23 protein-coding genes and 1 other RNA gene are annotated in these 25,013 nt (G+C 60.9%); 15 read left to right on the plus strand and 9 right to left on the minus strand.

All coding sequences use genetic code 11. The features are described from left to right. Positions 1-3 precede the first annotated feature (3 nt). The 3 genes from recR to MWU53_RS09290 all read right to left on the minus strand — a co-directional run bounded on the left by recR (position 4) and on the right by MWU53_RS09290 (position 2,772). Complete coding sequence (recR, locus tag MWU53_RS09280) at positions 4-600, minus strand: recombination mediator RecR (protein ID WP_247092658.1); 597 nt, start codon at positions 598-600, stop codon at positions 4-6. Further along, positions 601-945, minus strand: a complete 345-nt coding sequence (locus MWU53_RS09285) for a YbaB/EbfC family nucleoid-associated protein (RefSeq protein ID WP_133489112.1) — start codon at positions 943-945, stop codon at positions 601-603. A 66-nt stretch (positions 946-1,011) separates the two neighbouring features. Further along, positions 1,012-2,772, minus strand: a complete 1,761-nt coding sequence (locus MWU53_RS09290) for a DNA polymerase III subunit gamma/tau (RefSeq protein WP_247092660.1) — start codon at positions 2,770-2,772, stop codon at positions 1,012-1,014. Positions 2,773-2,880: 108 nt separating this feature from the next. Between MWU53_RS09290 and MWU53_RS09295 the strand changes: the two genes are divergently transcribed. Next, complete coding sequence (locus tag MWU53_RS09295) at positions 2,881-3,366, plus strand: protein phosphatase (RefSeq protein WP_247092662.1); 486 nt, start codon at positions 2,881-2,883, stop codon at positions 3,364-3,366. 88 nt (positions 3,367-3,454) lie between these two features. On the opposite strand, the gene rsgA is transcribed toward MWU53_RS09295, so the two are convergent. The 3 genes from rsgA to MWU53_RS09310 all read right to left on the minus strand — a co-directional run bounded on the left by rsgA (position 3,455) and on the right by MWU53_RS09310 (position 6,690). Continuing rightward, positions 3,455-4,486 carry a ribosome small subunit-dependent GTPase A gene (gene rsgA / locus MWU53_RS09300; RefSeq protein ID WP_247092664.1) on the minus strand — a complete coding sequence of 344 codons (1,032 nt, stop codon included), beginning with the start codon at positions 4,484-4,486 and terminating at the stop codon, positions 3,455-3,457. 284 nt (positions 4,487-4,770) lie between these two features. After that, positions 4,771-4,868: signal recognition particle sRNA small type (gene ffs, locus MWU53_RS09305), an RNA gene on the minus strand. A gap of 37 nt (positions 4,869-4,905) precedes the next feature. Further along, a complete protein-coding gene (locus MWU53_RS09310; RefSeq protein ID WP_247092666.1) occupies positions 4,906-6,690 on the minus strand; it encodes a bifunctional 2',3'-cyclic-nucleotide 2'-phosphodiesterase/3'-nucleotidase in 1,785 nt (594 codons plus the stop codon). A 229-nt stretch (positions 6,691-6,919) separates the two neighbouring features. On the opposite strand from MWU53_RS09310, the gene nudC reads away from it, so the two are divergent. Both nudC and MWU53_RS09320 read left to right on the plus strand, forming a co-directional pair. Continuing rightward, on the plus strand, positions 6,920-7,882 hold the full coding sequence (nudC, locus tag MWU53_RS09315; RefSeq protein WP_247092668.1) for an NAD(+) diphosphatase: 963 nt from the start codon (positions 6,920-6,922) through the stop codon (positions 7,880-7,882). 39 nt (positions 7,883-7,921) lie between these two features. Continuing rightward, on the plus strand, positions 7,922-8,383 hold the full coding sequence (locus MWU53_RS09320) for an SRPBCC family protein (RefSeq protein ID WP_247092670.1): 462 nt from the start codon (positions 7,922-7,924) through the stop codon (positions 8,381-8,383). Between the two features lie 18 nt (positions 8,384-8,401). On the opposite strand, the gene MWU53_RS09325 is transcribed toward MWU53_RS09320, so the two are convergent. Then, the gene (locus tag MWU53_RS09325; RefSeq protein WP_247092672.1) at positions 8,402-9,235 is read right to left on the minus strand and encodes a prephenate dehydratase; all 834 of its coding nucleotides are present in this window, start codon (positions 9,233-9,235) and stop codon (positions 8,402-8,404) included. Positions 9,236-9,354: 119 nt separating this feature from the next. Between MWU53_RS09325 and MWU53_RS09330 the strand changes: the two genes are divergently transcribed. The 5 genes from MWU53_RS09330 (at position 9,355) to MWU53_RS09350 (ending at position 15,799) form a co-directional block, all read left to right on the plus strand. Beyond that, complete coding sequence (locus MWU53_RS09330; protein WP_247092674.1) at positions 9,355-9,888, plus strand: cytochrome c family protein; 534 nt, start codon at positions 9,355-9,357, stop codon at positions 9,886-9,888. A 178-nt stretch (positions 9,889-10,066) separates the two neighbouring features. After that, positions 10,067-11,965 (plus strand): extracellular solute-binding protein, encoded by a 1,899-nt coding sequence (locus tag MWU53_RS09335; protein WP_247092677.1) that lies wholly within the window; start codon positions 10,067-10,069, stop codon positions 11,963-11,965. Between the two features lie 38 nt (positions 11,966-12,003). Continuing rightward, complete coding sequence (gene yejB / locus MWU53_RS09340) at positions 12,004-13,086, plus strand: microcin C ABC transporter permease YejB (protein WP_247092679.1); 1,083 nt, start codon at positions 12,004-12,006, stop codon at positions 13,084-13,086. Positions 13,087-13,088: 2 nt separating this feature from the next. Further along, positions 13,089-14,195, plus strand: coding sequence for an ABC transporter permease (locus tag MWU53_RS09345; RefSeq protein ID WP_247092681.1), 1,107 nt, complete (start codon positions 13,089-13,091; stop codon positions 14,193-14,195). After that, on the plus strand, positions 14,192-15,799 hold the full coding sequence (locus tag MWU53_RS09350) for an ABC transporter ATP-binding protein (protein ID WP_247092683.1): 1,608 nt from the start codon (positions 14,192-14,194) through the stop codon (positions 15,797-15,799). Before MWU53_RS09345 ends, MWU53_RS09350 begins: the two co-directional genes overlap by 4 nt. Before the next feature lie 6 nt (positions 15,800-15,805). On the opposite strand, the gene MWU53_RS09355 is transcribed toward MWU53_RS09350, so the two are convergent. Continuing rightward, positions 15,806-17,317, minus strand: a complete 1,512-nt coding sequence (locus tag MWU53_RS09355) for a D-alanyl-D-alanine carboxypeptidase family protein (RefSeq protein ID WP_247092684.1) — start codon at positions 17,315-17,317, stop codon at positions 15,806-15,808. A gap of 397 nt (positions 17,318-17,714) precedes the next feature. Here MWU53_RS09355 and clpS point away from each other — a divergent pair, with 397 nt between their 5' ends. From clpS to MWU53_RS09385, 6 genes are all read left to right on the plus strand, one after another. After that, on the plus strand, positions 17,715-18,053 hold the full coding sequence (gene clpS / locus MWU53_RS09360; protein WP_247092685.1) for an ATP-dependent Clp protease adapter ClpS: 339 nt from the start codon (positions 17,715-17,717) through the stop codon (positions 18,051-18,053). Positions 18,054-18,074: 21 nt separating this feature from the next. Continuing rightward, positions 18,075-19,064 (plus strand): methyltransferase, encoded by a 990-nt coding sequence (locus MWU53_RS09365; protein ID WP_247092687.1) that lies wholly within the window; start codon positions 18,075-18,077, stop codon positions 19,062-19,064. 46 nt (positions 19,065-19,110) lie between these two features. Beyond that, on the plus strand, positions 19,111-19,938 hold the full coding sequence (locus MWU53_RS09370) for an SDR family oxidoreductase (protein ID WP_247092689.1): 828 nt from the start codon (positions 19,111-19,113) through the stop codon (positions 19,936-19,938). Between the two features lie 93 nt (positions 19,939-20,031). Next, positions 20,032-20,922, plus strand: coding sequence for an oxygen-dependent coproporphyrinogen oxidase (gene hemF, locus MWU53_RS09375; protein ID WP_247092691.1), 891 nt, complete (start codon positions 20,032-20,034; stop codon positions 20,920-20,922). A 159-nt stretch (positions 20,923-21,081) separates the two neighbouring features. Next, positions 21,082-21,531: a MarR family winged helix-turn-helix transcriptional regulator gene (locus MWU53_RS09380; protein WP_247092693.1), complete on the plus strand. Its 450-nt coding sequence runs from the start codon at positions 21,082-21,084 to the stop codon at positions 21,529-21,531. A gap of 86 nt (positions 21,532-21,617) precedes the next feature. After that, a complete protein-coding gene (locus MWU53_RS09385; protein ID WP_247092695.1) occupies positions 21,618-22,793 on the plus strand; it encodes an acetyl-CoA C-acyltransferase family protein in 1,176 nt (391 codons plus the stop codon). A gap of 48 nt (positions 22,794-22,841) precedes the next feature. On the opposite strand, the gene hemC is transcribed toward MWU53_RS09385, so the two are convergent. Continuing rightward, complete coding sequence (gene hemC / locus MWU53_RS09390; protein ID WP_247092697.1) at positions 22,842-23,798, minus strand: hydroxymethylbilane synthase; 957 nt, start codon at positions 23,796-23,798, stop codon at positions 22,842-22,844. A gap of 115 nt (positions 23,799-23,913) precedes the next feature. Between hemC and hemE the strand changes: the two genes are divergently transcribed. Next, entirely contained in the window at positions 23,914-24,951 is a 1,038-nt protein-coding gene (hemE, locus tag MWU53_RS09395; protein ID WP_247092699.1) for a uroporphyrinogen decarboxylase, read from the plus strand. Positions 24,952-25,013: the final 62 nt, after the last annotated feature.

Below are 25,013 nucleotides of genomic sequence, written 5' to 3' on the forward strand. Positions count from 1 at the left end.
GCCTTACATCCGCTTGCGCGCGGATAGAGCCGCCGAGATCGTACCCTCGTCCAGATAATCAAGCTCGCCCCCGATAGGGACGCCTTGCGCCAGCGAAGACACCACGCAGCGACCTTCAAGTTCGTCCGCGATATAGTGCGCGGTGGTCTGGCCATCGACAGTGGCGTTCAGGGCCAAGATGACCTCGCTGATATTGTCATCAACGACCCGCTGCACCAGACGCGGAATGCCCAGATCTTCGGGGCCGACCGCATCCAGCGCGGACAGCGTTCCGCCCAGCACATGATAACGGCCCTTGAACAGACCCGCGCGCTCCATCGCCCACAAATCGGCCACATCTTCGACCACGCAGATCTCGCCCGTTGAGCGTTTTTCGGACACGCAGATGTCGCAGCGATCCGAGGTCGAAACATTGCCGCAGGTCACACATTCCCGCGCGGTTTCCGCCACCGCCTGCATCGCATCCGCCAAGGGCGTCAGCACCAGCGCGCGTTTACGGATCAGGTATAGCACCGCCCGACGGGCCGAACGCGGACCCAGCCCCGGCAGCTTCGCCATCAGCTCGATCAGGTTCTCGATATCGCGCGGTGCTTCTGACATTTAGAACGGCAGGTTCATGTCTTTGGGCAGGCCCAGCTCTTCCGTCAGGCGCGACATTTCGCTTTCCGAACGCTGTGCAGCTTTGGCCTGCGCATCCTTGATCGCGGCCAAGATCAGATCTTCGACCACTTCTTTTTCATCCGGATTGAAGATGGTGGGATCAATGTCCAGACCGGTCAGAACGCCCTTGGCCGTGGCGGTCGCCTTGACCAGCCCTGCGCCGCTTTCGCCCACGACGGTCATGGTTTCGAGGTTTTCCTGAAGCTCGGCCATCTTGGCCTGCATTTCCTGTGCTTTTTTCATCATCCCGGCCATATCGCCGAGGCCGCCCAGTCCTTTGAACATGTGATGCTCCTGTCAATTCACTTGAGTTTTAGATACGAGGCGCAGGCACCGGTTACAAGGCAGAGCCTAGTCTTCCTCGAACGGATCCCATTCGTCTTCGACCTCGGCCAGACCTTCTTCGGCAGCTTCCTGAACCATATCCTCAGCAGATCGGATTTCGGTGATGCGCGCCTTGGGAAAGGCGGCGATCACGGCCTGCACCAAGGGATGCGCCTTGGCCTCTTCCTCTAACGCCAGCTTCTCGCCATCGCGGGTTTCTGTGATGGTCGGCGCCTCGCAGCCATTCACCAGCGTCACGCCCCAGCGCACACCTGTCCAGCCATGCAGACGCTGCGCCAGACGCGCGGCCAGATCCTGGGGGGCGTTGTCAGACGGGGTAAATTCAATCCGGCCTGGTTGGTATGCGGCCAAACGCACTCCGCCTTCAACCTCGACCAACAGCTTCACATCGCGGTTGGTGCGGATCAACTCAACCACATCCTCGAACCGCGCATAACGGGCCAGAGAGGTTTCGGCATCCGCGGCAACAGCCAAGGCAGTCGCCCCTCCCCCCGGCCCCGAGGGCATAGATTGCGTCGACATGGCGGGCGCTCCCATTGGCGCGCCATTCCCTGATGGCATGCCGCCACCACCACCCGGCCCTGCAGGCGGCGTAGGGCTATCCTTCAACTTGCGTACCAGTTCTTCGGGCGACGGCAGGTCGGCCACATGGGTCAGACGGATCACGGCCATCTCGGCCGCCATCATCGCATTGGGCGCACGCCCGACTTCCTCGATCGAGGTCAGAAGCATCTGCCACATACGGGCAAGGACGCGCATCGGCAAGGCCTGCGCCATCTGCTGCCCGCGCGTGCGTTCGTCTGGCGAGACCGTCGGATCCTCGACCGCTTCCGGTGTGATTTTGATGACGCTGACCCAGTGCGAGACCTCGGCCAAATCGCGCAGCACCGCCATCGGGTCAGCCCCGTCCGCATATTGCGCGCCAAGCTCGGTCAGCGCACCCGCCGCGTCGCCTTTCAGGATCATGTCAAACAGATCCAGAACGCGCCCACGGTCGGCCAGGCCCAGCATCGCGCGCACCTGATCTGCGGTGGTTTCACCGGCCCCGTGGGAGATCGCCTGATCCAACAGCGACTGCGCATCACGGGCAGACCCTTCAGCGGCTCGCGTGATCAGCGCCAGCGCATCATCCGCAATCTCGGCCTTCTCGGCATCGGCGATCCGGCGCAACATGGCCAGCATGTCTTCGGGTTCAATCCGGCGCAGGTCAAAGCGCTGGCAGCGGGACAGGACCGTCACCGGAACCTTGCGAATTTCAGTCGTCGCAAAGATGAATTTCACATGCGCGGGCGGTTCCTCAAGCGTCTTGAGCAGCGCGTTGAACGCACTGGTCGACAGCATGTGCACCTCATCGATGATGTAGATCTTGTAGCGCGCCGAAGCCGCCCGGTAATGCACGCTTTCAATGATCTCGCGAATATCGCCCACACCTGTGCGTGATGCCGCGTCCATCTCCATCACATCCACGTGCCGCCCTTCGGCAATCGCAACACAATGCTCGCACTCGCCACAGGGTTCGACCGTCGGACCACCCTGCCCGTCTGGGCCGATGCAGTTCATCCCCTTGGCAATGATCCGTGCCGTGGTGGTTTTGCCGACCCCACGAATGCCGGTCATCACGAAAGCTTGCGCAATCCGGTCCGCCTCGAACGCGTTTTTCAGCGTGCGCACCATCGCCTCTTGCCCGACAAGATCGGCGAAGGTTTCAGGGCGATATTTGCGCGCCAGAACCTGATAGGCTGGGGCGTCAGATTGCGTGTCGGTCATGGAATGCCTTCGGGCCGGATTCGTATCCGGGCCAGACTATGCGGCCAAAGCCGCGCCGTCCACCGAAAGCCAATTGGCGGATGTCATTCCACATGCTACGCCAAGCGCATGGAACCGCTTTTCCCCATCGCACAACTGCCTGCGGGCAATGGCACCCTTGGCATCTGTCCCCTGCCCGGCCGCAGCGGAGACTATCGCGAAGACCTTGAGACATTGCTTGAGTGGTCGCCCGACATGGTGCTGACCATGACCACCACGCGCGAGATGGACAGCTTTGGTGCCTCAGATCTGGGCCACGACCTGACACAAGCAGGCGTCATCTGGCATCACCTACCCATTCAGGATTTCGGCGCCCCGACAACCAAAATCATCGCCGGCTGGGACGTCATATCCCCCACCGCCCACCGCATCCTCGCCCAAGGCGGAAAAGTACTGGCCCATTGCAAAGGCGGCTGTGGGCGGTCCGGCATGTTGCTCCTACGCATCCTCTGCGAAACCGGGGAAGAGCCAGTCGCGGCACTGGCACGCCTGCGCGCCGCCCGCCCTTGCGCGGTCGAAACCGACGCGCAGAAGGACTGGGCCAACCAGCTATAGCTCTTTTTCTTGTCAAAATATCCTGGGGGAATGCGAAAGCCCGCGGGGCTTTCGCAGGGGGCAACGCCCCTCAGGCTCGCGAAGCGAGCTACCGACCCTTGCGGTGCTTCGTGCCCTTCACGACACCTTTCACCATCTTCGAGAACTTCTTTTCCCGCGATCGCGACTGCGCCACGGTTTCCGAGTTCTTCTTCTCGCCCTTGCGCAACTTCAGCCAGCGATCCAGACGCTCCAGATCCAGATCCCCCGCTGCAATCGCAGCCTGAACAGCACAGCCCGGCTCGGTTTCGTGAGCGCAGTCTGTAAAACGGCACTGCGTTTCCAGCTCGGCCAGATCGTCGAACACGTTGTCGATGCCCTCGCGCGTGTCGATCAAACGCAGCGCACGCATGCCCGGCATGTCAATGATCCACCCGCCCTGCAACATCGGCCGCATCGAGCGTGCCGTGGTCACGTGACGGCCCTTGGCGTCATCTTCGCGGATCGCGCCGGTGGCGGCGTCCCCGCCCGTCAGCGCGTTGGTCAGCGTTGTCTTCCCTACACCAGACGATCCGATGAAGGCGGCGGTTTGCGGCGCTTTGCACCACGCCGCGACCGCAGCCGCACTTTCGGGGTCACGGGCATTCACCGTCAGGATCGTCAGCATCGGGTCCAATACCTGCGCCTCGCGCTCGTATTCGCGCGGGTCATCGCAAAGGTCGGCCTTGGTCAACACCAGAACCGGATAGCATCCGGCCTCGTGCGCCAAGGCCAGAAACCGTTCCAACCGCGCGACGTTGAAGTCGTCGTTGCACGAGGTGACGATGAACAGCGTATCCACGTTCGCTGCGATCAGCTGCACATGTGCATCTGTCCCCGCGCCGCGCCGTTGCAACAACGAGCGACGATCGAGGATTTCCTGTATGCGCATTTCGGGATCCGCCAAAACCCAATCGCCCACCGCCAACTCGCCTGCCGAGAATTTCGGCGTGGTCAGGATTACGGCGCCACCCTCGCCCAGTGCATTCATCTGCGCGCGGTGGATTTCGGTCAGTCGGTAGGGGGTCAGCGTGTCCGGGTGTTCGGCGCGCGCCTGTTCGAAGGATGCGGACCATCCAAGGTCCATAAGTGTCAATGTCATTGATCTGCCTGATTTAGCACAAAGGATCACCCATCGCGCAGGCGCGGCGTAGGGTGTACGGTTTCAGGCAGGGCCGGATCACTCCGACGGGCGACAACCTGCCTGAAAGGCGGTGACGACACTCATAAAATCCCTCCGTTCAATTGCGGGCGAATGTAGGGGATCGCCGCGCGGGCCTTGGTCCGACATTGTGAAACAGCGTTTCGTGCGTCGGGAAATTCATTGTCCCTCTCGGCGAAACACGTTTCCCCTGTCGGGGCATCAAATCCGCAGGATTTGATGCTAGGTGAGAGGCTGAACACGACCCAGACGGGGCTCGTTGTGGCTGCTTCCTTCCGGACCTGACCAGATTGGCGAGGCGCCTACCCGCGCCAACCTCTCGCCCCTCATATATGAGGCTGCGTTGAGGGATGCAAGCCTCAGAGCGGCAGCTCGTAGCAGGTAAATCCACGCGCATCACGCGCGGTCAGTTCGTTCAACCTCAACCACGGGTACTCTTGGGCAACCTCGCGCCCCTGTGGCGAGGATCGAAACCAGACCGATGCGCCCTCAATCGGCTGGAACTTCCAGATCGGTGTCGCATCAAGCGCGATGCGGTCCTGATTGGCAACATAGTCGGTCAGAAGCTCGCGAATCTCGATCGGGACGACAGGAAAAATGTCTTCAGGAGCAGGAAGCGGATAGTTCCCCCCACCCAATACGCGGTAATCCGTCGTGGCCAACAAAAACTGGTCGTCATCCCGAACAGCGCGCCCATCGTGGCACAGCGACCTGATGCGCCCCCCCTCCGCCGCACGCTGGATCCCCGCAGGCGTAAACCGCGCCGGTTGGGACAGATCGACCTGATAGGTCAGTCCCAAGATGCTCTCGTGAATGTAACCCGGCACGCCGTCATCTTTCAGTTGCACCTCTGTTTGCCCCGGCAAAACCTGATTAAAGATGCTGCAAGACCGCTCCAGCCAGTTGCGCAGGAACGCACCCGTCACCTGCACCAGCGCAAAGCTGTTGGGGAACATATAGAGATCCGCCAGCGATCGTAGCGTCATCGTTCCCGCACTCAGGGCCGTATAGTAATCCGGCCCACCAAAGCCGCCCGACTTGAAGGCCGCGCTGGCGGCCAGAAGCGGTAGATCGGGCAGGCCCAGCGCATCTTTGCACAGGTGGGCATGGTCCAGCATGGCGTACTGAACCAACCGCGTGGCGCTGTCCGCCCCCACCAGCGTAAAATAGTTATTCAGCGGGCGCTCCGTTTCCCCGACTCGCGCCTGCATTGCCGCGCGTGTCGCGTTGTGGAGATCCTCAAAAAGCGTCTCGATTGAGCTTTTCTTGGGCGTATCCGTGCAAAGATCTTCCGACACCGCCCGCAAGCCAGCGGACCGATGACACACACTCCATTGCCCATCGCGGCGCACCAGCGACAGGTCAATCACCCCCAAATGGGACCCCCAGAATCCCGGCATGACCGTGGGAACTCCGTTTAGAAGGCCGTCAGCCTCGGCCTCCTCGGCGGGGAATGCCTGATGCGTATGCCCTCCGACCAAAGCGTCGATCCCCGGAATGGATGAAAGCGGATGCAGCACGTTTTCCATATCCGTGCTGTGCGCCTTATCCCCCAACCCGCTATGGGCCAGCGCGATGATCACATCCGCGCCTTCCGCTTTCATCTGCGGAACATAGCGACGTGCAGCATCTAGAATATCGGTCGTGCCGATCTGCGCCTGATGTAACGAGTTCGGCGGCAGGAAGCCAATGACGCCAATCGTCAGCGTCTGCACACCGCCCTGATCGTCTTCAACCTGCCTGCGCAGCAAAGCATAGGGGGCAATTCCCGTGCCCTTTGGCAGTTCGGCATTCGCCGTTAGCACAGGAAAGGCAGCCCCGCGAATGGCCCGACAGACTGCCTCCTGTCCTTGGTCGAAATCATGGTTGCCAAGGTTCATGGCATCATAGCTCAGGTGGTTCAGCGCGCGGATCATGGGATGCACCGGATCGTTGCCCGCATTGGGCTGGCGTTCCCCCAGAGCCGAACCATAAAGGCTATCCCCGTTATCCACCAAAATCACATTTGCGGCTTCACTGCGGGCCTTGTCTATCAACTGTGCCGTGCGTGACAGCCCCCACCCGCTGACAGACCGGTCCGCATGATAGTCATAGGGCAGGATGTTCATGTGCAAATCGGTTGTGGCCAGGATCCTTAGGCGCACGCGAACCCCTTGATCCGCAACTGGATTCTGAATGAAATGCCTCATCCCCTTACCAATTCATTTCCCCGGTCACTTTCCCCACTCACCTCTTGGGTGATTGTGTCGACATAATTCTCGCTAATGTTGCATAATGTCAATTTAATGACCCGATAACGGCAAGATTCAAAACTGGACAGCCGGGTCGTCTCTGTTAGCGTGCGCCAGATTGAACCAACGCAGGACCGCCCCCATGAAAATCGCTGAGCAGGTCACATTTGCAGCAGGTAGCCTAAACCGGGATGCCGAAAGCCGCGGAAACCCGGACAAGCTTGAGGCCTTGGCGCAGACGGCGAAGCTGTTGCCCCTGTGGCGCGGGAAGATCCTGCTGACACCCGAAGGGGACGGCTGGGATCTGGCCTATCTGACCCAAACCACGCTTCCCGCCGAATTCAAAGCTGCCCCACAGGTCTACCTTGGTCTTCAGATTGACGTGCCACTGTTCGCGTTGGACGTTTCGCGCTGGGAGCCCGAGGATGATCTACCAGATGCAACGCAGTTCGTGGATCGCAGCATTCAGACGCATCCAGATCTGCCCGCCGATTTCGGCTTTGCCGAGCTGCGCGCGACCATGGCGGGCCTGACCCCGGACGAAGCCGAGGTCGCCGCCACCGCGCGGTCAATCCTTGAATGGCATCGTATCCACCGGTTCTGCGCCAATTGCGGCGCGAAGACACGCGTCGCTATGGCGGGTTGGCAACGCGATTGTGACGCCTGTGGCCGCGCGCATTTCCCGCGCACGGATCCCGTCGTGATCATGCTGATCACCCACGGCAACTCGGTTCTGGTTGGGCGCGGGATCGGATGGCCTGAAGACATGTATTCCCTGTTGGCAGGCTTCGTCGAGCCCGGCGAAACCATCGAAGCGGCTACGCGGCGTGAAGTTTTCGAAGAATCAGGCGTGCGCGTCGGACCGGTTGGTTATCTGGCGTCGCAGCCCTGGCCCTATCCGTCGTCCTTGATGGTCGGCACCTGGGGGCATGCAACAACAACCGAGATAAAATTGGATCCCGCAGAACTGGCCGATGCGATTTGGGTCACGCGCGAGGACATGTTGGACATTTTCGCCGGCCGCAATCCCGCGATCAAACCCGCTAGAAAAGGTGCAATTGCACATTTTCTAATGCAGAACTGGCTTGCAGATCGGTTGGACTAGTCCCATTTTCACGAGCGACGTAGACGGTAGGAGCGGCTGATGAAGATTAAGACCCATGAAGACATCGAGGCCACAATCGATCAGGTATTCGACGCCGTGACCGATTTCGAAAGCTTCGAACTTGCCGCGTTGCGTCGCGGGGCCGAGGTCCGTCGCGTTGATACGCTGACCCAGCCTGGTCAGGGCATGAGCTGGCAGGCCAAGTTTGCCCATCGTGGCCGTCAGCGGGTTGCCGACATCAATCTTGAAGGGTTTGAGCGCCCGAACCAATTGCGCATCTGGTCGAAGATCTCGGGCATGACTGCGGACGTGGATGTAGAGCTGATGGCCCTGTCACGCACCCGCACGCGCATGACTCTGAGCGTCGACATGCGCCCCAAGACCATTCCGGCACGGCTGTTGATTCAGTCCCTGAAACTGGCGCGCACAACGATGCTGCGCCGCTTCCGCAAACGCGTTGCTGAATACGCCGCAACGATCGAAGCGCGGTATCGAGCCTAAACAGGCCCGTAAATTGCGTTAGTCGCGTGCAGGATCGCGGGGGTAAACGCCCAGAATGTCCAGCGTTGAGGTGAAATAGGCCAGCTCTTCCAGGGCCAGCTGAACGCCTCGATCATCTGGGTGACCGTCGATGTCGGCATAAAACCGCGTCGCGTTGAACGATCCGTCCACCATATAGCTTTCAAGCTTGGTCATGTTCACGCCGTTGGTCGCAAACCCGCCCATCGCCTTGTACAGCGCGGCGGGTATGTTGCGCACTTCGAAGACGAAGGTGGTGATCATGCCATGCTCGCCGCGGCGCTCCAGATTGGGTTCGCGGCCCATGATGACAAAGCGCGTGGTGTTGTGGCCGTGATCCTCGACGTCCTCGGCCAGCAAATCCAACCCATAGATCTCGGCCGCCAGCGCCGAGGCAAGCACGCCTTCGCCCGGTGACTTGGTTTTTGCCAGATGCGCAGCTGCGCCAGCGCTGTCTGCCGCACCAACACCGCGTATGCCGTGCATTTTCAGGAAGTTCGCCGACTGTGGCAGCAGCACGGGATGGGCGCGCACCAGCTTGATGTCGTCGATCTTGGCGCCTGGCAGGCCCATCAGACTGATCCGAACCCGCACGAAGGCCTCGTCCAGAATGTGCAGCCCGCTTTCTGGCAGCAGCCGGTGAATGTCCGCAACCCGGCCATAAGTCGTGTTCTCGATCGGCAGCATGGCCTGATCCGCCTTGCCCGAACGCACCGCGGCGATCACCTCGTCAAAGGATTCGCAGGGCATGGCTTCCATATACGGTCTGGCGGCCTGACATGCCTCGTGGGAATAGGCGCCCGGCTCTCCTTGAAAGGCGATTCGGCTGGTCATTTTGCGGACCCTTCCTGCGGGTTAGCGTTAAAGGACTATAAGTTGGGCGTCATATCGCTTGAAAAGACACAAGGGAAGCGGCTAGAAGGCTTCTGACTTTGGATGAGACGGATCGCGACATGTTCGACACAATGACCTTTACAAAAGCGAGCGCCGCCGTGATTGGCACGCTCTTGGTATTCTTGCTGGGCAACTGGGCCGGCAGCGCCCTGTACAACACCAGCAGCGGCGGCCACGGGGGCGAAGCACACGCCTCTACCGGATTTGTCATCGCGACTGAAAGCGAAGACCACGGTGCCGCGGAAGCGGAAGAAGCAGTTCCCTTCGCAGAACTGGTGGCTGCGGCTGACCCCGCCAAAGGCGAAAAGGTCTGGGGCAAGTGTAAAGCCTGCCACAAGCTGGAAGACGGCGCCAACGGCACCGGCCCGCACCTGTACGGTCTGGTTGACCGCCCGATCGCTGGCGTTGCCGGCTTCGGCTACTCGGACGCACTTGCTGGCCTGAGCGCCGACGCTTGGACTGTCGAAGCGCTGGACGCATGGCTGGCCAGCCCGAAAGCTTTCGCTCCGGGCAACAAGATGACCTTCTCGGGCCTGAAGAAAGACAGCGATCGCGCCAACCTGGTTGCGTATCTGGCCACTATCGGCGGCTAAGCGCCCCTTCGGTGAAGAAATTTAAAGGCCGTCCGATTCCGGGCGGCCTTTTTCGTTGCGCTGTTTCGGGCGGCGTACGGCGGATTAACACCCAGCTCACCAATTCGCGCCTTGAATGTTACCGGGCAGCGCTCTTTACTCGGTTCAACACATTCCGAGGATGAACGGAGGTACCGCCATGCGCGACGCACAGACCAAGACGATGACCCGACCCGACTCCCGCGCCCTGACATTTGGGTTCGGACTGGCCGCGGGGGCCTTGCTGGCGCTGGCACCATTGGCCGCCAAGGCCGAGACCACCGTCAGCCACGGCTACTCGAATTTTGGCGAGCTGAAATACGGCCCCGATTTCAAACATCTGGATTACGTAAACCCAAACGCCCCGAAAGGCGGAGAAATCTCGATCTGGGCTCAGGGTACGTTTGACAGCTTCAACCAGTTCACCCGCAAGGGGACGACGGCCTCGATGGCGACGATCGGGTATGAAAGCATCCTGACCTCGACCGCCGACGACCCCTATGGCACCTACTGCTTCCTGTGCACCACGATGGAGTATCCAGACGACCTGTCTTGGGTGATCTTCAACCTGCGCGACGATGTGACCTTCTGGGACGGCACCAAGATGACGGCCGAGGACATCGCCTTCAGCCACAACCTGTTTGTCGAACAAGGCATCGCCGAATACCGCGCCATCATCACCGAGATCGTTGCGGGCGTCGAAGTCACCGGCCCGCTTCAAGTCAAATACACCTTCACCGAGGACGCCCCGAAACGCGACCGGATCAGCTTTGCTGGCAGCAGCATGGCCCTGTCGAAGGCGTGGTTCGAAGAAACTGGCGCACGCGTGGACGAACGCTCGGACGCGCCGTTCATGGCGACCGGCGCCTATAAGCTGGGCAGCTTCGACTATGGCCGCCACGTGACCTACGAACGTGACCCGAACTATTGGGGCGAGAACCATCCGCTGTCGGTCGGACAGAACAATTTCGACGAGATTACCGCGATCTACTTTGCCGATGGCACCGCCGCGATGGAAGGGTTCAAAGCAGGCACCTATACCTTCCGCACCGAGAATTCCTCGCAGATTTGGGCCGAGGATTATGACTTCCCCAATCTGCGCAACGGCCATGCGATCAAGGCCGAATTTGCTGACGGATCGGTCGGCACCGCGCAAAGCTTCATCTTCAATCTGGACAATCCCACGTGGCAGGACCCCAAAGTGCGCGAGGCCCTGCGCCTGATGTTCAACTTCGAGTGGTCTAACGAGGCCCTGTTCCGCGGCCTTTACAGCCGTGTCGACAGCTTCTGGCCCGGCATTGATCTGGGTGCCAAAGGTGCCCCCAGCGCAGGAGAGGTCGAGATCCTTCAGCCGTTGGTCGATCAGGGACTTCTGCCCGAAAGCATCCTGACCGCCGACGCCGTGATGCCTCCGGTCCACGATGCCGACGAAAACCAGCCCTCGCGCAAATTCTATCGGCAGGCCAACAAGCTGCTGGAAGATGCCGGGTGGCAGATCGGATCAAGCGGGTTCCTCGAAAAAAATGGCCAGCGCATGACGGCGACCTTTGTCACCTACAGCCCGGCCTTCGACCGCGTGATCAACCCTCTGGTTGAGAACCTGAAACAGCTGGGCGTGGATGCGAAACTCGACCGTGTGGACATCCCGCAGTATATCGAGCGCACCCGTTCGGGCGATTTCGACCTTGTGACCCACTCGATCGGCATGGGGTTTGAGCCCGGCACGGGGCTGGAGCAGTGGTTCCACTCGAAAACCGCCGAAGACAGCTCGCGCAACCTGATGCGTCTGCGCGATCCCGCCGTGGATGCCCTTCTGCCTATCGTGGCGCAGTCGGAATCGCTGGATCAGCTGCGCACGACCACAAACGCGCTGGACCGCGTGCTACGCCATATCGGCTTTACCATTCCGCAATGGTATAAGAACAAGCACACCGTGGCCTTCTATGACATCTTCGGCTACCCGGAAAACCTGCCGCCGTTGTCTCTGGGCGAACTGTCCTTCTGGTGGTACGACGCGGACAAAGCCGCCAAGTTGGAAGCGGCGGGCGTGTTGAAATAACTCACGCCGCATAACCGAGCACAAACCAAGGACCGCATATGGGCGCCTATATTCTGCGAAGACTGCTTTTGATCATCCCGACGCTGTTCGGGATCATGGTGATCAATTTCACGCTGACGCAATTCGTGCCCGGGGGTCCGATTGAACAGATCATCGCCCAGATGGAAGGCGGCGGGGACGTGTTCGAAACGATCTCGGGTGGCGGGGACGCTGGGATCGAGGCGGCCAGCAGCGATGAAAGCTATTTGGGTGCGCGTGGTCTGCCCGCCGAGTTCATTGCCGAGCTCGAGAAAGAGTTCGGTTTCGACAAGCCCCCGCTTGAGCGCTTCTTCTCGATGATCTGGAACTATATGCGGCTGGATTTCGGCGAGAGCTACTTCCGCTCGATCGGCGTTTTTGAACTGGTGGCCGAAAAGATGCCGGTGTCGATCACGCTGGGCCTTTGGTCGACGGTGATTGCCTATATGATCTCGATCCCGCTGGGCATTCAGAAAGCGGTGCGAGACGGGTCGAAATTCGACACTTGGACCTCGGGCATGATCATCGTGGCCTACGCCATTCCCGGCTTCCTGTTCGCGATCCTGCTGCTGGTGCTGTTTGCAGGCGGGTCATACCTGCAATGGTTCCCGCTGCGCGGCCTGACCTCGGACAACTGGGAAGAGCTGTCACTGTGGGGCAAGGTTGTGGACTACTTCTGGCACATCACCCTGCCGGTGCTCGCCTCGACCATTGCCAGTTTCGCGACCCTGACGCTTCTGACCAAGAACAGCTTTCTGGATGAGATCAAGAAGCAATACGTGGTCACCGCCCGTGCCAAGGGTCTGGCTGAAAACCGCGTGCTTTACGGTCATGTCTTCCGCAACGCGATGCTGATCGTGATCGCCGGTTTTCCTTCGGTCTTTCTGGGCGTGTTCTTCGGCGGCTCGGTGATTATCGAAACCCTCTTCTCACTCGATGGGCTTGGACGTCTGGGATACGAGGCCGCGCTGGCCCGCGACTATCCGGTCATCTTCGGAACGCTTTTCGTCTTCGGCCTGCTGGGCCTGCTGATCGGCATCCTGTCGGACCTCATGTATGTCTTCGTCGATCCCCGCATCGACTTTGAAGGGCGCGAGGTCTGAACATGGCGCTTTCCCCCCTGAACCAACGCCGCTGGCGCAACTTCCGCCGCAATGGTCGCGCCTTCTGGTCGCTGATCCTGTTCACGATCCTGTTTGGCCTGTCCCTGTTCGCCGAGCTTCTGGCCAACGACAAACCGATCTTGGTGAGATATGACGGCGGCTTCTATGCGCCCGTCTTCAAATTCTACCCGGAAACCGCGTTCGGAGGCGATTTCAGGACCGAGGCCGTCTATGGCGACATCGAAGTGCAATGCCTGATCATCGCCCAAGGAAGCGAGGCTTGCTGGGACGACCCCGAAGGCGTGATTGCCGAAGCCAAGACCGGCACAGTCGAGGGTGAACCGATCAGCAAAGGGTGGCTGATCTGGCCGCCAATCCCCTACAGCTATACGACCATCAACGACATCGACGGCGCCGCCCCCAGTGCGCCGGACGCCCAGCATCTTCTGGGCACAGACGACACCGCGCGCGACGTACTGGCCCGTGTGATCTATGGCTTCCGGCTGTCAGTCTTCTTCACCATAGTTGTGACGGTCCTGACCTCGGTCATCGGGATCGCCGCAGGGGCCATTCAGGGCTATTTCGGTGGCTGGATTGACCTGATCTTCCAAAGGATCCTCGAAATTTGGTCATCGACCCCGTCACTTTACGTGATCATCATTCTCTTCGCGATCCTCGGGCGAAGCTTCTGGCTGCTGGTCTTCGTGACGGTGCTGTTCGGCTGGCCCGCTTTGGTGGGCGTAGTCCGGGCTGAATTCCTGCGCGCCCGCAATTTCGAATACGTCCGCGCCGCCCGCGCGCTTGGCGTGTCCAACCGCGTGATCATGTTCCGCCACGTGCTGCCCAACGCGATGGTCGCCACGCTGACCATGCTGCCCTTCATCATCACCGGCACGATCTCGACCCTCGCCACGCTGGACTTCCTTGGCTTCGGCCTTCCGTCCTCGGCCCCATCACTGGGCGAGCTGACCCGTCAGGCGAAACAGAACCTACAAGCCCCGTGGCTGGCCTTTACGGCCTTCATGACCTTCTCGATCCTTCTGTCGCTGCTCGTCTTCATCTTTGAAGGCGTGCGGGACGCGTTTGACCCAAGAAAGACCTTCCAATGAGCCTTCTGACCGTCAACAACCTAAGCGTCAGCTTCCGACAGGACGGAAAAAGCCACCCGGCCGTACGTGGGATCAGCTTTTACGTGGAGCAGGGCGAAACTGTCGCGCTGGTCGGCGAAAGCGGATCGGGCAAATCCGTGTCTGCCCTGTCGACCGTATCGCTTCTGCCGGACAGTGCTGAAGTCACCGGGTCGATCACCTATGAAGGACGCGAGATGATCGGCGCGTCCAAGTCTGACCTGCGCGACGTGCGCGGCAACGACATCAGCTTCATTTTCCAAGAGCCGATGACATCCCTGAACCCACTCCACACCATCGAAAAGCAGATGGCAGAGTCGATCCAGCTGCATCAAGGCCTGACAGGGGACGCCGTGCGCACCCGCATTCTGGAGCTTCTGGACAAGGTCGGCATACGTGACGCGGAAACGCGGCTGGCGCATTATCCGCACCAGCTGTCCGGCGGGCAGCGTCAGCGTGTGATGATCGCAATGGCGCTGGCCAACGGGCCAGAACTTCTGATCGCGGACGAACCCACTACGGCGCTCGATGTGACCATTCAGGCCCAAATCCTCGACCTGCTGGCGGATCTGAAGGAAAGCGAGGGGATGAGTCTTCTGTTCATCACCCACGACCTTGGCATCGTGCGCAAAATCGCGGACCGCGTCTGCGTCATGAAAGACGGCGAGATCGTCGAGGCTGGCCCGACCGCCGAGGTCTTCGAGAACCCGCAGCACGACTATACGAAAATGCTGCTGGGGGCCGAGGCGCATGGCCGCCCCGACCCGGTCCCCGCAGACGCACCCGAAATCGCATCCGCCAAAGATCTGCGCATCTGGTTTCCGATCCAACGCGGCCTGATGCGTCGTACCGTTGGCCACATCAAGGCCGTGAACGCCGCCACCTTCAACGTGCGCGCAGGTGAAACCATCGGCATCGTCGGCGAAAGCGGGTCGGGCAAGACCACGCTGGCGTTGGCCGTCATGCGGCTGATCAGCTCGGACGGGCCGATTGTCTTCATGGGCGACGGCATTCAAGGACTGAAATCGCGCCAACTGCAGCCCCTGCGCCGCGACATGCAGATCGTGTTCCAAGACCCCTATGGGTCGCTGTCCCCCCGCATGACCGCCGAGGAAATCATCGCCGAGGGCCTATCGGTGCACGGGCTGGAACCCGGCCGCAATCGGCGCGAGATGGTGGCGGAAATCATGGAGGAAGTGGGCCTCGACCCCAACACCATGCACCGCTATCCGCATGAATTCTCGGGCGGGCAACGGCAGCGCATCGCCATTGCACGCGCCATGATCCTGCGCCCGAAACTAGTGGTGCTGGACGAACCGACCTCGGCCCTGGACATGACCGTACAGGTGCAGATCGTCGAGCTTCTGCGCAGTCTGCAGAAAAAGCACGGGTTGGCTTATCTGTTCATCAGCCATGACCTGCGCGTCGTGCGTGCGCTAAGCCATAAGGTACTGGTGATGCGGGCGGGCGACGTGGTGGAAAGCGGTGACGCAGACCAGATCTTTGACGCGCCCGCGACCGATTACACCCGCGCGCTGATGGCCGCGGCCTTCGACATGAAGGCCAGCGACGCTGTTTCTCAGTAGATCAGATTAGGACGGCCCAATTACCTTGCACCGGGTGTTGCGGGCGTTCAGGCGACGGCAGGCCAGATCGGCTTGCTCTTGTGTCATGCTGACGAAATTTGCATGCCACCCGTCCGAGCGCTTAACCACTTTGCGCAGGGCTTCATCCAGCGTGTCAATTTCACGCAATGCGGTTTTCAACAGGCGGCGTTCGGCCTGATAGCGTGACCCCAGAACCCCCACGTTGATCGCATAATGCCGCCCACCCGAGGTAGACATGCGTGTGACGATCTCGGGCGCGGCGGGGGCGGGCTGCGCAGTGGTCTCAAGCGAGGTCAGGATGATCGCTGCCGGACGCGGCGGAGGTGACGACATGGCCGCAGGGATGACAGTCGCTTCGCCACCAAAAGGTTGGATCGCCGTCGGCACCGGCGACGTTTCGATGGCCGGAGCCAAGGCGACGGCCTCGGCCTCGGGCGGCACCGAAGCGTCTTCCGTCACCGCAACCACAGCGTCTTTGATGCTGTCGGTCAGGCTCGCCAGTTGGGTGTCGATGACCGGTTCTTGCGCCGCACCGGGACGGGGTGCCGGGCGTGGGCTGCGTTTGACGGCTGTGATCAGGCGAATGGTCTTGCCCGCGGCACCAGGCTCGGCCGGGATGTCCCCTCCGACATTGCCCGCATACACAGGTAGCGCAGGTTTACGAACGGCGGCATGGCTGGGCGCGCGGCGGAAACCAAGGTCCATCAGCTCGGCCACTTTGGCATTACGCGACGCGGTTGAACGCCCGCCGAAAACGGTCGTGATGATCCGCTCTTGCCCACGTTCAGCCGAGGCTACCAGGTTAAAACCGGCGGCATTGGTATAGCCCGTCTTGATGCCGTCAGCACCCTTATAGCTGTTCAGAAAACGACGGTTGGTGTTGTTGACCGCTTTCACACCAGCATCGGTCGAGCGACGCGAAAACAGGTTGTAGTAATCCGGGTGGTCATAAAAAATGTGACGGCCCAGCGTGGTCATATCCCGCGCGGTGGACAGGTGACCGCTTTCGGTCAGCCCATGCGCGTTCTTGAAATGCGTACGCGTCATGCCCAGCGCCTTGGCAGTGCGGTTCATACGACGCGCAAAAGCGGCTTCCGAGCCCGAGATCGCCTCGCCGATTGCGGTGGCGGCATCGTTGGCGGATTTCACGGCAGCAGCGCGGATCAGATAGCGCAGCTTGATCTTCTGGCCTGCACGAAGCCCCAGCTTCGACGGCGGCTCAGAAGCCGCCTTGGCCGAGATGGTCACGACCGTGTCGGCCGAAATCTCGCCATGCTTGATCGCCTCAAACGCCACATAAAGCGTCATCATTTTGGTCAGGGATGCAGGATGCAACCGGGTGTCTGCGTTTCGGGCGTGCAGCACTTTGCCGGTACGCGCATCAATCACCATCGCCGCATAGGGGGCGGCGTGTGCACGCATGGGGGCAAGCGCCACCAAACAGCCAATAACTGCGAGAAATAGCCCGAAACGGGCCAACTGCTTAAAACGCGTCATCACGACGGTTACCTTTTCTGCCTCAATCGCCGGATCTTTTTTTGCCCAGCTGATTTGTTTTTTTCAGGCTAGCACGCGGAAATCGTTTGGGAAACCGCTTAATTACTTAGCCCGCTTGCGTGTCCTGAGCGCCACGGCACCCCGCCAACCGCTAGATATTGAGAGTCTGACCATTGCACTTACTAGATCTGCGCAGGCGCTGCTGCTCCGCCTGGCTGCTCGACCCGCGAATTTGCCGCATCCCGGCGGGTCTGCGAAACCAAATGTTGAGACTTTCGCCCTCTTTTTGTATGAGCGGTTCCGGACGCACATGGCCCAGCCCCTTTTCTAACAACGGGCAAGCCTTATATTGAGTGTCCCGGATGCCTTTGACTGCAACCCACGGAGCGATGTCGACATGACAACATCCCCCCTTCTGTCCTCGGGCCGTCCCGATGATGACGGTGACACCGGCCTTGCGGTTGCAACCAAGCCCAAGACCAAGCGCCCGCCGATGTACAAGGTGTTGCTGTTGAACGACGATTTCACCCCGATGGAATTTGTCGTCATGGTGCTGGAGCGTTTCTTCGGCCTGAACCATTCGCAAGCGTTCGAGCTGATGCTGACCGTGCACAAGAAGGGGCTGGCCGTGGCGGGCGTCTTCTCGTACGAGATTGCCGAAACCAAGGTCACTCAGGTGATGCAGCTGGCACGCGAACACCAGCATCCGCTGCAATGCACCATGGAAAAGGAATGACCGCCGCGCGCGGGGTCTGAGATGCTTCAAACACGTTTGTCCATTGCCCTTGAAGAGGGGCTGATTACGCTGCCGGACGATGGCGGCATTCTGGTGATTGGCCCGACGCCGGATCACGACATCTTTGCGCTGCCGAAGGATCGCGTGACGATCTACAGCCATTTCTATCCCGATGTGCAATTCTGGATCGCGCGCGGATACGAGGTCGTCAGCGACCTGCCCGACGCAGGCTTTGCCGCCGCGCTGGTCTGTGCGCCCCGCTCGAAAGCGCTGGCACAGGCGTGGCTTCATGCCGCCAATCGCGCCACGGATGGTGGTTTGGTCATTCTGGACGGTCAAAAGACGGATGGTATGGACAGCCATCTGAAAGCGCTCAAGAAACGCGCGAACCTGCTGGGCAACCTATCCAAGGCACATGGCAAGATCGTCTGGTTCCAAGGTCTGGATGCGCCGGAATGGGAAGCCCAAGACATCACCCTGCCCGACGGCTTCATCACCCGCCCCGGCGTTTTCTCGGCCGAGAAGATCGATAAGGGATCCGAGGTGCTGGCCGCCGTCATGCCCGATGCCATCAATGGCCGCGTGGCCGATCTGGGTGCGGGCTGGGGATACCTGTCGCGCCACATCCTGTCGCGCGAGGGCGTCGAGACGCTGGAGCTGATCGAAGCCGACAAGGTCGCGCTGGACTGCGCGCGGCGCAACATCGACGATCCGCGCGTGCGGTTCCTGTGGGATGACGCCACCGCGTTCACCCCGGATCAGCCCTATGACGTTGTGATCTCGAACCCGCCATTTCACACCAGCCGCGCGGGTCGTCCCGAACTGGGTCAGGCCTTTATCCAGTCGGCGGCACGTATCCTGAAGCCTTCGGGCCGCTTTGTCATGGTGGCCAACCGCCATCTTCCTTACGAAGACACGTTGGCCAAATATTTCCGCGTGGTCGAGGATCTGGGCGGCACCCCCGGCTTCAAGCTGTTGGCGGGGCTGAAACCTCATCGCGTGACGCGGTAACTTCCGCTAGTCTGGCGCGGGGAATCGCCCCGAGATAGGAGACATCATGTCCTTCAACATCGCAGGCAAGACCGCCATCATCACCGGTGCCGCCAACGGTATCGGCCTGTCCATCGCCCGCCATTTTGCCGATCACGGCGCCAATGTTGTGTGCGCTGATATGGACGAGGCTGGACTTTTGGACGAATGGGGCCCGAACCCCGACGAGAACAGCGACGAGGCCGGAAGCACCCGCATTTTCGCAGGCGACCTACGCGAGAAACTGACCATCGCCAACCTGCTGTCGGCCACGATCGATGCGTTCGAGCGGGTGGACATTCTGATCAACGCCTCGCGTCAGGTGACGCTGGCGGACCCTTTAGACGTGGATGACAAATCCGTCGCGTCTTTGCTGGATCAGAACCTGATGACCAGCCTGCGCCTTAGCCAACTGGTGGCCAAGCGCATGATCCTGCAAGGCCAGGAGCTGGACGAGGACGACACCGAAACCCCGCTGGGGGCCATCGTGAACCTGTCCTCGATCGCGTCGACCCGCACGCAACCAGGGTTGATGGCCTATTCGATCGCCTCGGCGGCGGTGGATCAGATGACCCGGTCCTTGGCCGTGGCGCTTGCCCCCAACCGCATCCGCGTGAACGCCGTGTCATTTGGATCGTTGATGAGCGCAAGCCTGCGCAACACCATCCGCGCAAACCCCGAGACCCGCGGAGACATCATCGGGGGCACGCCTCTTGGGCGGATCGCCTCGGCGTCGGAAATCGCAAACGCTGTACAGTTCTTGGCCTCGGAAGGGTCAAGCTTTATGACCGGCCATATTTTGCAGGTCGATGGCGGGCGCAGCCTGTTGGACGTGGTGGGCAACCCGGCGCACTAACGACGCGACCCACGCGACATCCTGCCTTTTGCCAAACCCGCCCAGCTTTGATAGCTGATCGGAAAGCCGTAATCTTTGACACCCGGAGCCCCAATGACCGACCAGATGACCGATCAAAAAGCACGCGCCAGCCAGTGGTTCCACGAGCTGCGCGACCAGATCGTAGCCGCCTTCGAAGCCCTCGAAGACAGCCAGACGAACGGCCCCCTGTCAGATCAACCTGCCGGACGCTTCGAGGTCACGAAAACCACCCGCCAGTCGGATGACGAATCAGATGCCGGGGGCGGCTTGATGAGCGTCATGCGCGGCGGGCGCGTGTTTGAAAAAGTGGGCGTCAACATCTCGACCGTTTACGGCACGCTGGGCAAACCCGCCCAGCAGGCAATGGCGGCGCGTGGTGTCCCGGGGATCGAAGATGATCCGCGTTTCTGGGCCTCGGGCATTTCGCTGGTGGCGCATATGCAGAACCCGCACTGCCCGGCGGTACACATGAACACCCGCATGTTCTGGACCCCCGGCGCGTGGTGGTTCGGCGGTGGCTCGGACCTGAACCCCTGCATTGAGTATGACGAGGACACCGCGCATTTCCACAACGTTCAGAAAGAGCATCTGGATCCCCATGATCCCACGCTCTACGGCAAGCTGAAGGAATGGGCGGACGAGTATTTCTTTGTCCCGCACCGTGGCCGCGCGCGTGGTGTTGGCGGGATTTTCATGGATGACCGTAACACCGGAGATTGGGAGGTCGACTTCGCCCTGACCCAAGACATCGGCCGCGCCTTTCTGCCCGCGTTCCTGCCGGTGACAGAAAAACGTCGCAACACACCGTGGGACGAGGCCGACAAGGACACGCAGCTGGTGCATCGCGGGCTCTATGCCGAATACAACTTGGTTTATGACCGAGGCACCAAGTTTGGCTTGGCCACCGGGCATGACGCCAATGCGGTTCTGATGAGCTTGCCGCCGATGGCCAAGTGGGTTTAACGGCGTCGGTGGCAAGCTACCGCGAGCCTGAGGGGCTTTGCCCCTCGCCCTAGCGGGCTCACCCCAGGATATTTGTGGCAAGAAAATGCGCAAATGGGCTTTGGCTTGCCTTGGCGCACGTGTCGGGGCAATCTGTGGAAAAACCCGAAAGGCTCAGGCGTGACCAGCTTTAAACTTGACGATTTTCTACCGTATCAGCTTGCTGTTCTGTCCAGCCGTGTCAGCGCGGAGTTTGCCAAACACTACCGCGAGGCCTATGGGATTTCGGTGTCCGAATGGCGGGTCGTGGCGCATCTGAGCCAAGCCGACAGCGTTAGCGTGCGCGAGATCCACAAGCGGGTGGACATGGACAAGCCCAAGGTTAGCCGGGCGGCGTCTCGGCTTGAGGCAGCGGGCTATGTCACCAAGACCATCAACCCCACGGACCGCCGTCTGGTCGAGCTGAGCCTGACGGACAAGGGGCGCGCGATGATCGAGGCCTTGGCCCCCATTGCCGACGATTATGAGGCGCAGCTGTCGACGCTTTTGGGTGCGGAAGATGCCAGTTTTCGCGAGGCACTGACCGGTCTGCTGCACAGACTGGACCCCGGCACCACCGTCGAAAGCTGATCTCGCTCCCTCTGACGGAGCGTTACACAAGACAGGCCTTCTGCTTTGCGGCACAGTGCTGCCAACCTAAAACAGGAGATCCAGACATGTCCGATATCGTCATCCTCGACGGCGTGCGCACCGCGATTGGTGGATTTGGCGGCAGCCTTGCCCAAACCCCGCCCAGCGCGCTTGGCGCCACCGTCACCCGCGAGGCAATGGCCCGCGCCGGTATTTCCCCGGAACAGATCGGACATGTAGTGTTCGGTCACGTGATCAACACCGAACCGCGCGACATGTACCTGTCGCGTGTCGCAATGATAGAGGCCGGCATCCCCGACACCACCCCCGCGATGAACGTGAACCGCCTGTGCGGCTCGGGCCTGCAGGCGATTGTTTCGGCCACCCAGAACCTGATGCAGGGCGACGCTGATTTCGCCGTGGCAGGCGGGGCAGAGAACATGAGCCGCTCGCCCTATATCCTGCCGCAGGCACGCTGGGGTCAGAAGATGGGTGACACGGGTGCGCAGGATATGATGCTGGGCGCACTGAATTGCCCGTTTGGCACCGGCCACATGGGCATCACCGCTGAAAACGTCGCATCTGAACACAGCGTGACCCGCGAGGATCAAGATGCGTTCGCTCTGGAAAGCCAGCGCCGCGCCGCTGCTGCGATCGAGGCCGGGTATTTCGACAGCCAGATCGTGCCCGTTGACGTGAAGAAGCGCCGCGAAACGGTCGCCTTCGCCCGCGACGAGCATCCCAAGCCGACGACCGCCGAAGCGCTCGCCGGGCTGCGGCCCGCGTTCCAGAAAGATGGCAGCGTCACGGCAGGCAATGCGTCAGGCATCAATGATGGTGCGGCGGCGCTGGTTCTGGCCCGCGCAGATGCCGCCGAAGCGGCAGGCCTGAAACCCAAAGCGCGCATCATCGGCTATGGCCACGCAGGCGTACGGCCCGAGGTCATGGGCATCGGCCCTGTCCCGGCGGTCGAGAACCTGCTGGCGCGCACCGGGCTGTCGGTCGGCGATTTCGACGTGATCGAATCGAACGAGGCCTTCGCCTCTCAGGCCATTGCGGTGAACAAAGGGCTGGGTCTGGACACGGCCAAGGTGAACCCGAACGGCGGCGCGATTGCGCTTGGTCACCCGGTCGGCGCGACGGGCGCGATTATCACCGTGAAAGCGCTTTATGAATTGGAGCGCATCGGTGGCTCGAAGGCGCTGATCACCATGTGCATCGGCGGCGGTCAGGGGATCGCACTGGCCATCGAGCGCCTGTAAGCACGCGTCAAAAAGAAGAAAGGCCCAGCTGCTTTGCCGGGCCTTTTCTTATTTCCAATCGAAGAAGTCGTCGTCCACTTGCGACAGGAGCGTCTTCGCAAGCCTGCGTCCCAACTCCGGCCCATCTGCAATCGGGCCCGAGACCTGATCAGCCACGCTTTCCGATCCATCCGTTCGCAGGATCTCGCCCTTCAGGGTCAGGGTGTCGCCGTTCAACGTCGCAAGCCCTGCAATCGGGGTTTCACACGATCCATCCAGCGCGCCAAGGAAGGCACGTTCGGCGGCCAGACGCTGGCCGGTTTCCAGATCATGGATTGCATCCAGCATGTCTTTGGCGCGGGCATCATCGGCGCGGCGTTCGATGCCGATGGCGCCTTGGGCGACGGCATTCAGCATATCAGTCGTCTCGATCGCCGTGGCGGGGACGTCGTCCATCCCCAGACGGTTCAGGCCTGCCATGGCAAGAAAGGTTGCTTCGGCCACATTGTCACCCAGCTTTTTCAGGCGAGTTTGAACATTGCCGCGAAACTCGACCACGCTCAGGTCGGGACGGCGGTTCAAAAGCTGCGATTTGCGGCGCAGGGACGAGGTGCCGACGACGGCGCCCTCCGGCAGCTCTGCAATCGATTTGTACTTGATCGAGACGAACGCATCGCGCGTGTCTTCACGCGGCAAATAGCACTCCAGCACCAGCCCGTCAGGCTGCTCCACCGGCATGTCCTTCATCGAGTGCACGGCAATGTCGATGCGGCCATCCAGCATCGCCTCTTCGATTTCTTTGGTGAACAGGCCCTTATTGCCGATCTCTTTCAGCGGGCGATCCGCGTCGATCATCGAGCGGTTATCGCCGGTGGTATGAATCACCTCGATCTTAAACGCCTGTTCCGGCAGATCAAACGCAGCCATCAGGCGGCGGCGCGTTTCATAGGCCTGCGCCAGCGCCAAGGGGCTGCCACGGGTGCCGATGTTCAGGGGGGCGTCGGGGGTCGGAAGCGTGTAAGTCATGGCGGTTGGTTTACGCGCGAAGCCCCCCTCTGTCCATGCCTGCGACACACCCGGCGCTTGACATCTTGCCGCTGCTTTGGGACGAGGCTTGGACCCGAACAGGAAAGGCCACCTTATGACCCAGCAAAAGACCATTCTGCGCGCACTTGCAGGCGAGACCCTTCCGACCCCTCCGATTTGGATGATGCGTCAAGCTGGGCGTTACCTGCCCGAGTATCGTGCGACGCGCGCCGAGGCTGGGGACTTTCTGAAGCTGTGCTATAACTCGGAACTGGCCGCCGAGGTCACGCTGCAGCCCATCCGCCGTTACGGCTTTGACGCGGCGATCCTGTTTGCCGACATCCTGCTTCTGCCACAAGCGCTAGGGGCTGATCTGTGGTTTGTCACTGGGGAAGGCCCGCGCCTGTCGACGATCACAAGCCAAGCTGACTTCGACAAACTGTCGGGCAAGGATGACATCCACGAGACGCTGAACCCGATCTATGAAACCGTCCGCATTCTGCGTCGCGAATTGCCGGAAGAGACCACTCTGATTGGGTTCGCCGGGATGCCGTGGACCGTGGCGACCTATATGATCGCCGGTCAGGGCACCAAGGATCAGGGTCCCGCACACGCGCTGAAGGCTGAGAACCGCCCGCTGTTTGAAGCCGTGATGGATCGTCTGACCGAAGGCACCATTGAATATCTGTCCAAACAGATCGAGGCCGGTGCCGAAGTGGTGAAGCTGTTTGACAGCTGGGCGGGATCGTTGAAGGGCGAAGATTTTCAGAAATACGCGGTCGAACCCGCCCGCGTGATCACGTCCGAGCTGAAAAAACGTCACCCCGGCATTCCCATCATCGGCTTCCCACGCGAAGCAGGCGAGGGCTATATCGGCTTTGCCAAGGCGACCGGCGTGGATTGTGTGGCGCTGGACAACTCGGTCAGCCCGGAATGGGCCGCGGCCAATGTGCAGGTCGATGGCTGCGTGCAGGGCAACCTGAAGTCCAGCCACATGGTCACCGGCGGCCAGGCCTTGGTCGACGAGACCCGCGCCATTGTTGAGGCGTTCAAGAACGGCCCGCATATTTTCAACCTTGGCCACGGGATCACCCCGGACGCCGATCCAGAAAATGTGCAGCTGATGATTGATACCGTGCGCAACGGCGGCTGAGGGGCGTTGCCCCTCGCCCTGACGGGCTCACCCCAGGATATTTGAGGCAAGAAAATGCGGGC

It is taken from the genome of Aliiroseovarius sp. S1123 (assembly GCF_023015885.1).
In the GTDB taxonomy this organism is placed as follows: Bacteria; Pseudomonadota; Alphaproteobacteria; order Rhodobacterales; family Rhodobacteraceae; genus Aliiroseovarius.

Excerpts from the sequence above, each read along its gene's own strand:
- recR (WP_247092658.1), bottom strand. The coding sequence starts at position 600 with ATGTCAGAAGCACCGCGCGATATCGAGAACCTGATCGAGCTGATGGCG.
- MWU53_RS09285 (WP_133489112.1), bottom strand. The coding sequence starts at position 945 with ATGTTCAAAGGACTGGGCGGCCTCGGCGATATGGCCGGGATGATGAAA.
- MWU53_RS09290 (WP_247092660.1), bottom strand. The coding sequence starts at position 2,772 with ATGACCGACACGCAATCTGACGCCCCAGCCTATCAGGTTCTGGCGCGC.
- MWU53_RS09295 (WP_247092662.1), top strand. The coding sequence starts at position 2,881 with ATGGAACCGCTTTTCCCCATCGCACAACTGCCTGCGGGCAATGGCACC.
- rsgA (WP_247092664.1), bottom strand. The coding sequence starts at position 4,486 with ATGACATTGACACTTATGGACCTTGGATGGTCCGCATCCTTCGAACAG.
- nudC (WP_247092668.1), top strand. The coding sequence starts at position 6,920 with ATGAAAATCGCTGAGCAGGTCACATTTGCAGCAGGTAGCCTAAACCGG.
- MWU53_RS09320 (WP_247092670.1), top strand. The coding sequence starts at position 7,922 with ATGAAGATTAAGACCCATGAAGACATCGAGGCCACAATCGATCAGGTA.
- MWU53_RS09325 (WP_247092672.1), bottom strand. The coding sequence starts at position 9,235 with ATGACCAGCCGAATCGCCTTTCAAGGAGAGCCGGGCGCCTATTCCCAC.
- MWU53_RS09330 (WP_247092674.1), top strand. The coding sequence starts at position 9,355 with ATGTTCGACACAATGACCTTTACAAAAGCGAGCGCCGCCGTGATTGGC.
- MWU53_RS09335 (WP_247092677.1), top strand. The coding sequence starts at position 10,067 with ATGCGCGACGCACAGACCAAGACGATGACCCGACCCGACTCCCGCGCC.
- yejB (WP_247092679.1), top strand. The coding sequence starts at position 12,004 with ATGGGCGCCTATATTCTGCGAAGACTGCTTTTGATCATCCCGACGCTG.
- MWU53_RS09345 (WP_247092681.1), top strand. The coding sequence starts at position 13,089 with ATGGCGCTTTCCCCCCTGAACCAACGCCGCTGGCGCAACTTCCGCCGC.
- MWU53_RS09350 (WP_247092683.1), top strand. The coding sequence starts at position 14,192 with ATGAGCCTTCTGACCGTCAACAACCTAAGCGTCAGCTTCCGACAGGAC.
- MWU53_RS09355 (WP_247092684.1), bottom strand. The coding sequence starts at position 17,317 with ATGACGCGTTTTAAGCAGTTGGCCCGTTTCGGGCTATTTCTCGCAGTT.
- clpS (WP_247092685.1), top strand. The coding sequence starts at position 17,715 with ATGACAACATCCCCCCTTCTGTCCTCGGGCCGTCCCGATGATGACGGT.
- MWU53_RS09365 (WP_247092687.1), top strand. The coding sequence starts at position 18,075 with ATGCTTCAAACACGTTTGTCCATTGCCCTTGAAGAGGGGCTGATTACG.
- MWU53_RS09370 (WP_247092689.1), top strand. The coding sequence starts at position 19,111 with ATGTCCTTCAACATCGCAGGCAAGACCGCCATCATCACCGGTGCCGCC.
- hemF (WP_247092691.1), top strand. The coding sequence starts at position 20,032 with ATGACCGACCAGATGACCGATCAAAAAGCACGCGCCAGCCAGTGGTTC.
- MWU53_RS09385 (WP_247092695.1), top strand. The coding sequence starts at position 21,618 with ATGTCCGATATCGTCATCCTCGACGGCGTGCGCACCGCGATTGGTGGA.
- hemC (WP_247092697.1), bottom strand. The coding sequence starts at position 23,798 with ATGACTTACACGCTTCCGACCCCCGACGCCCCCCTGAACATCGGCACC.
- hemE (WP_247092699.1), top strand. The coding sequence starts at position 23,914 with ATGACCCAGCAAAAGACCATTCTGCGCGCACTTGCAGGCGAGACCCTT.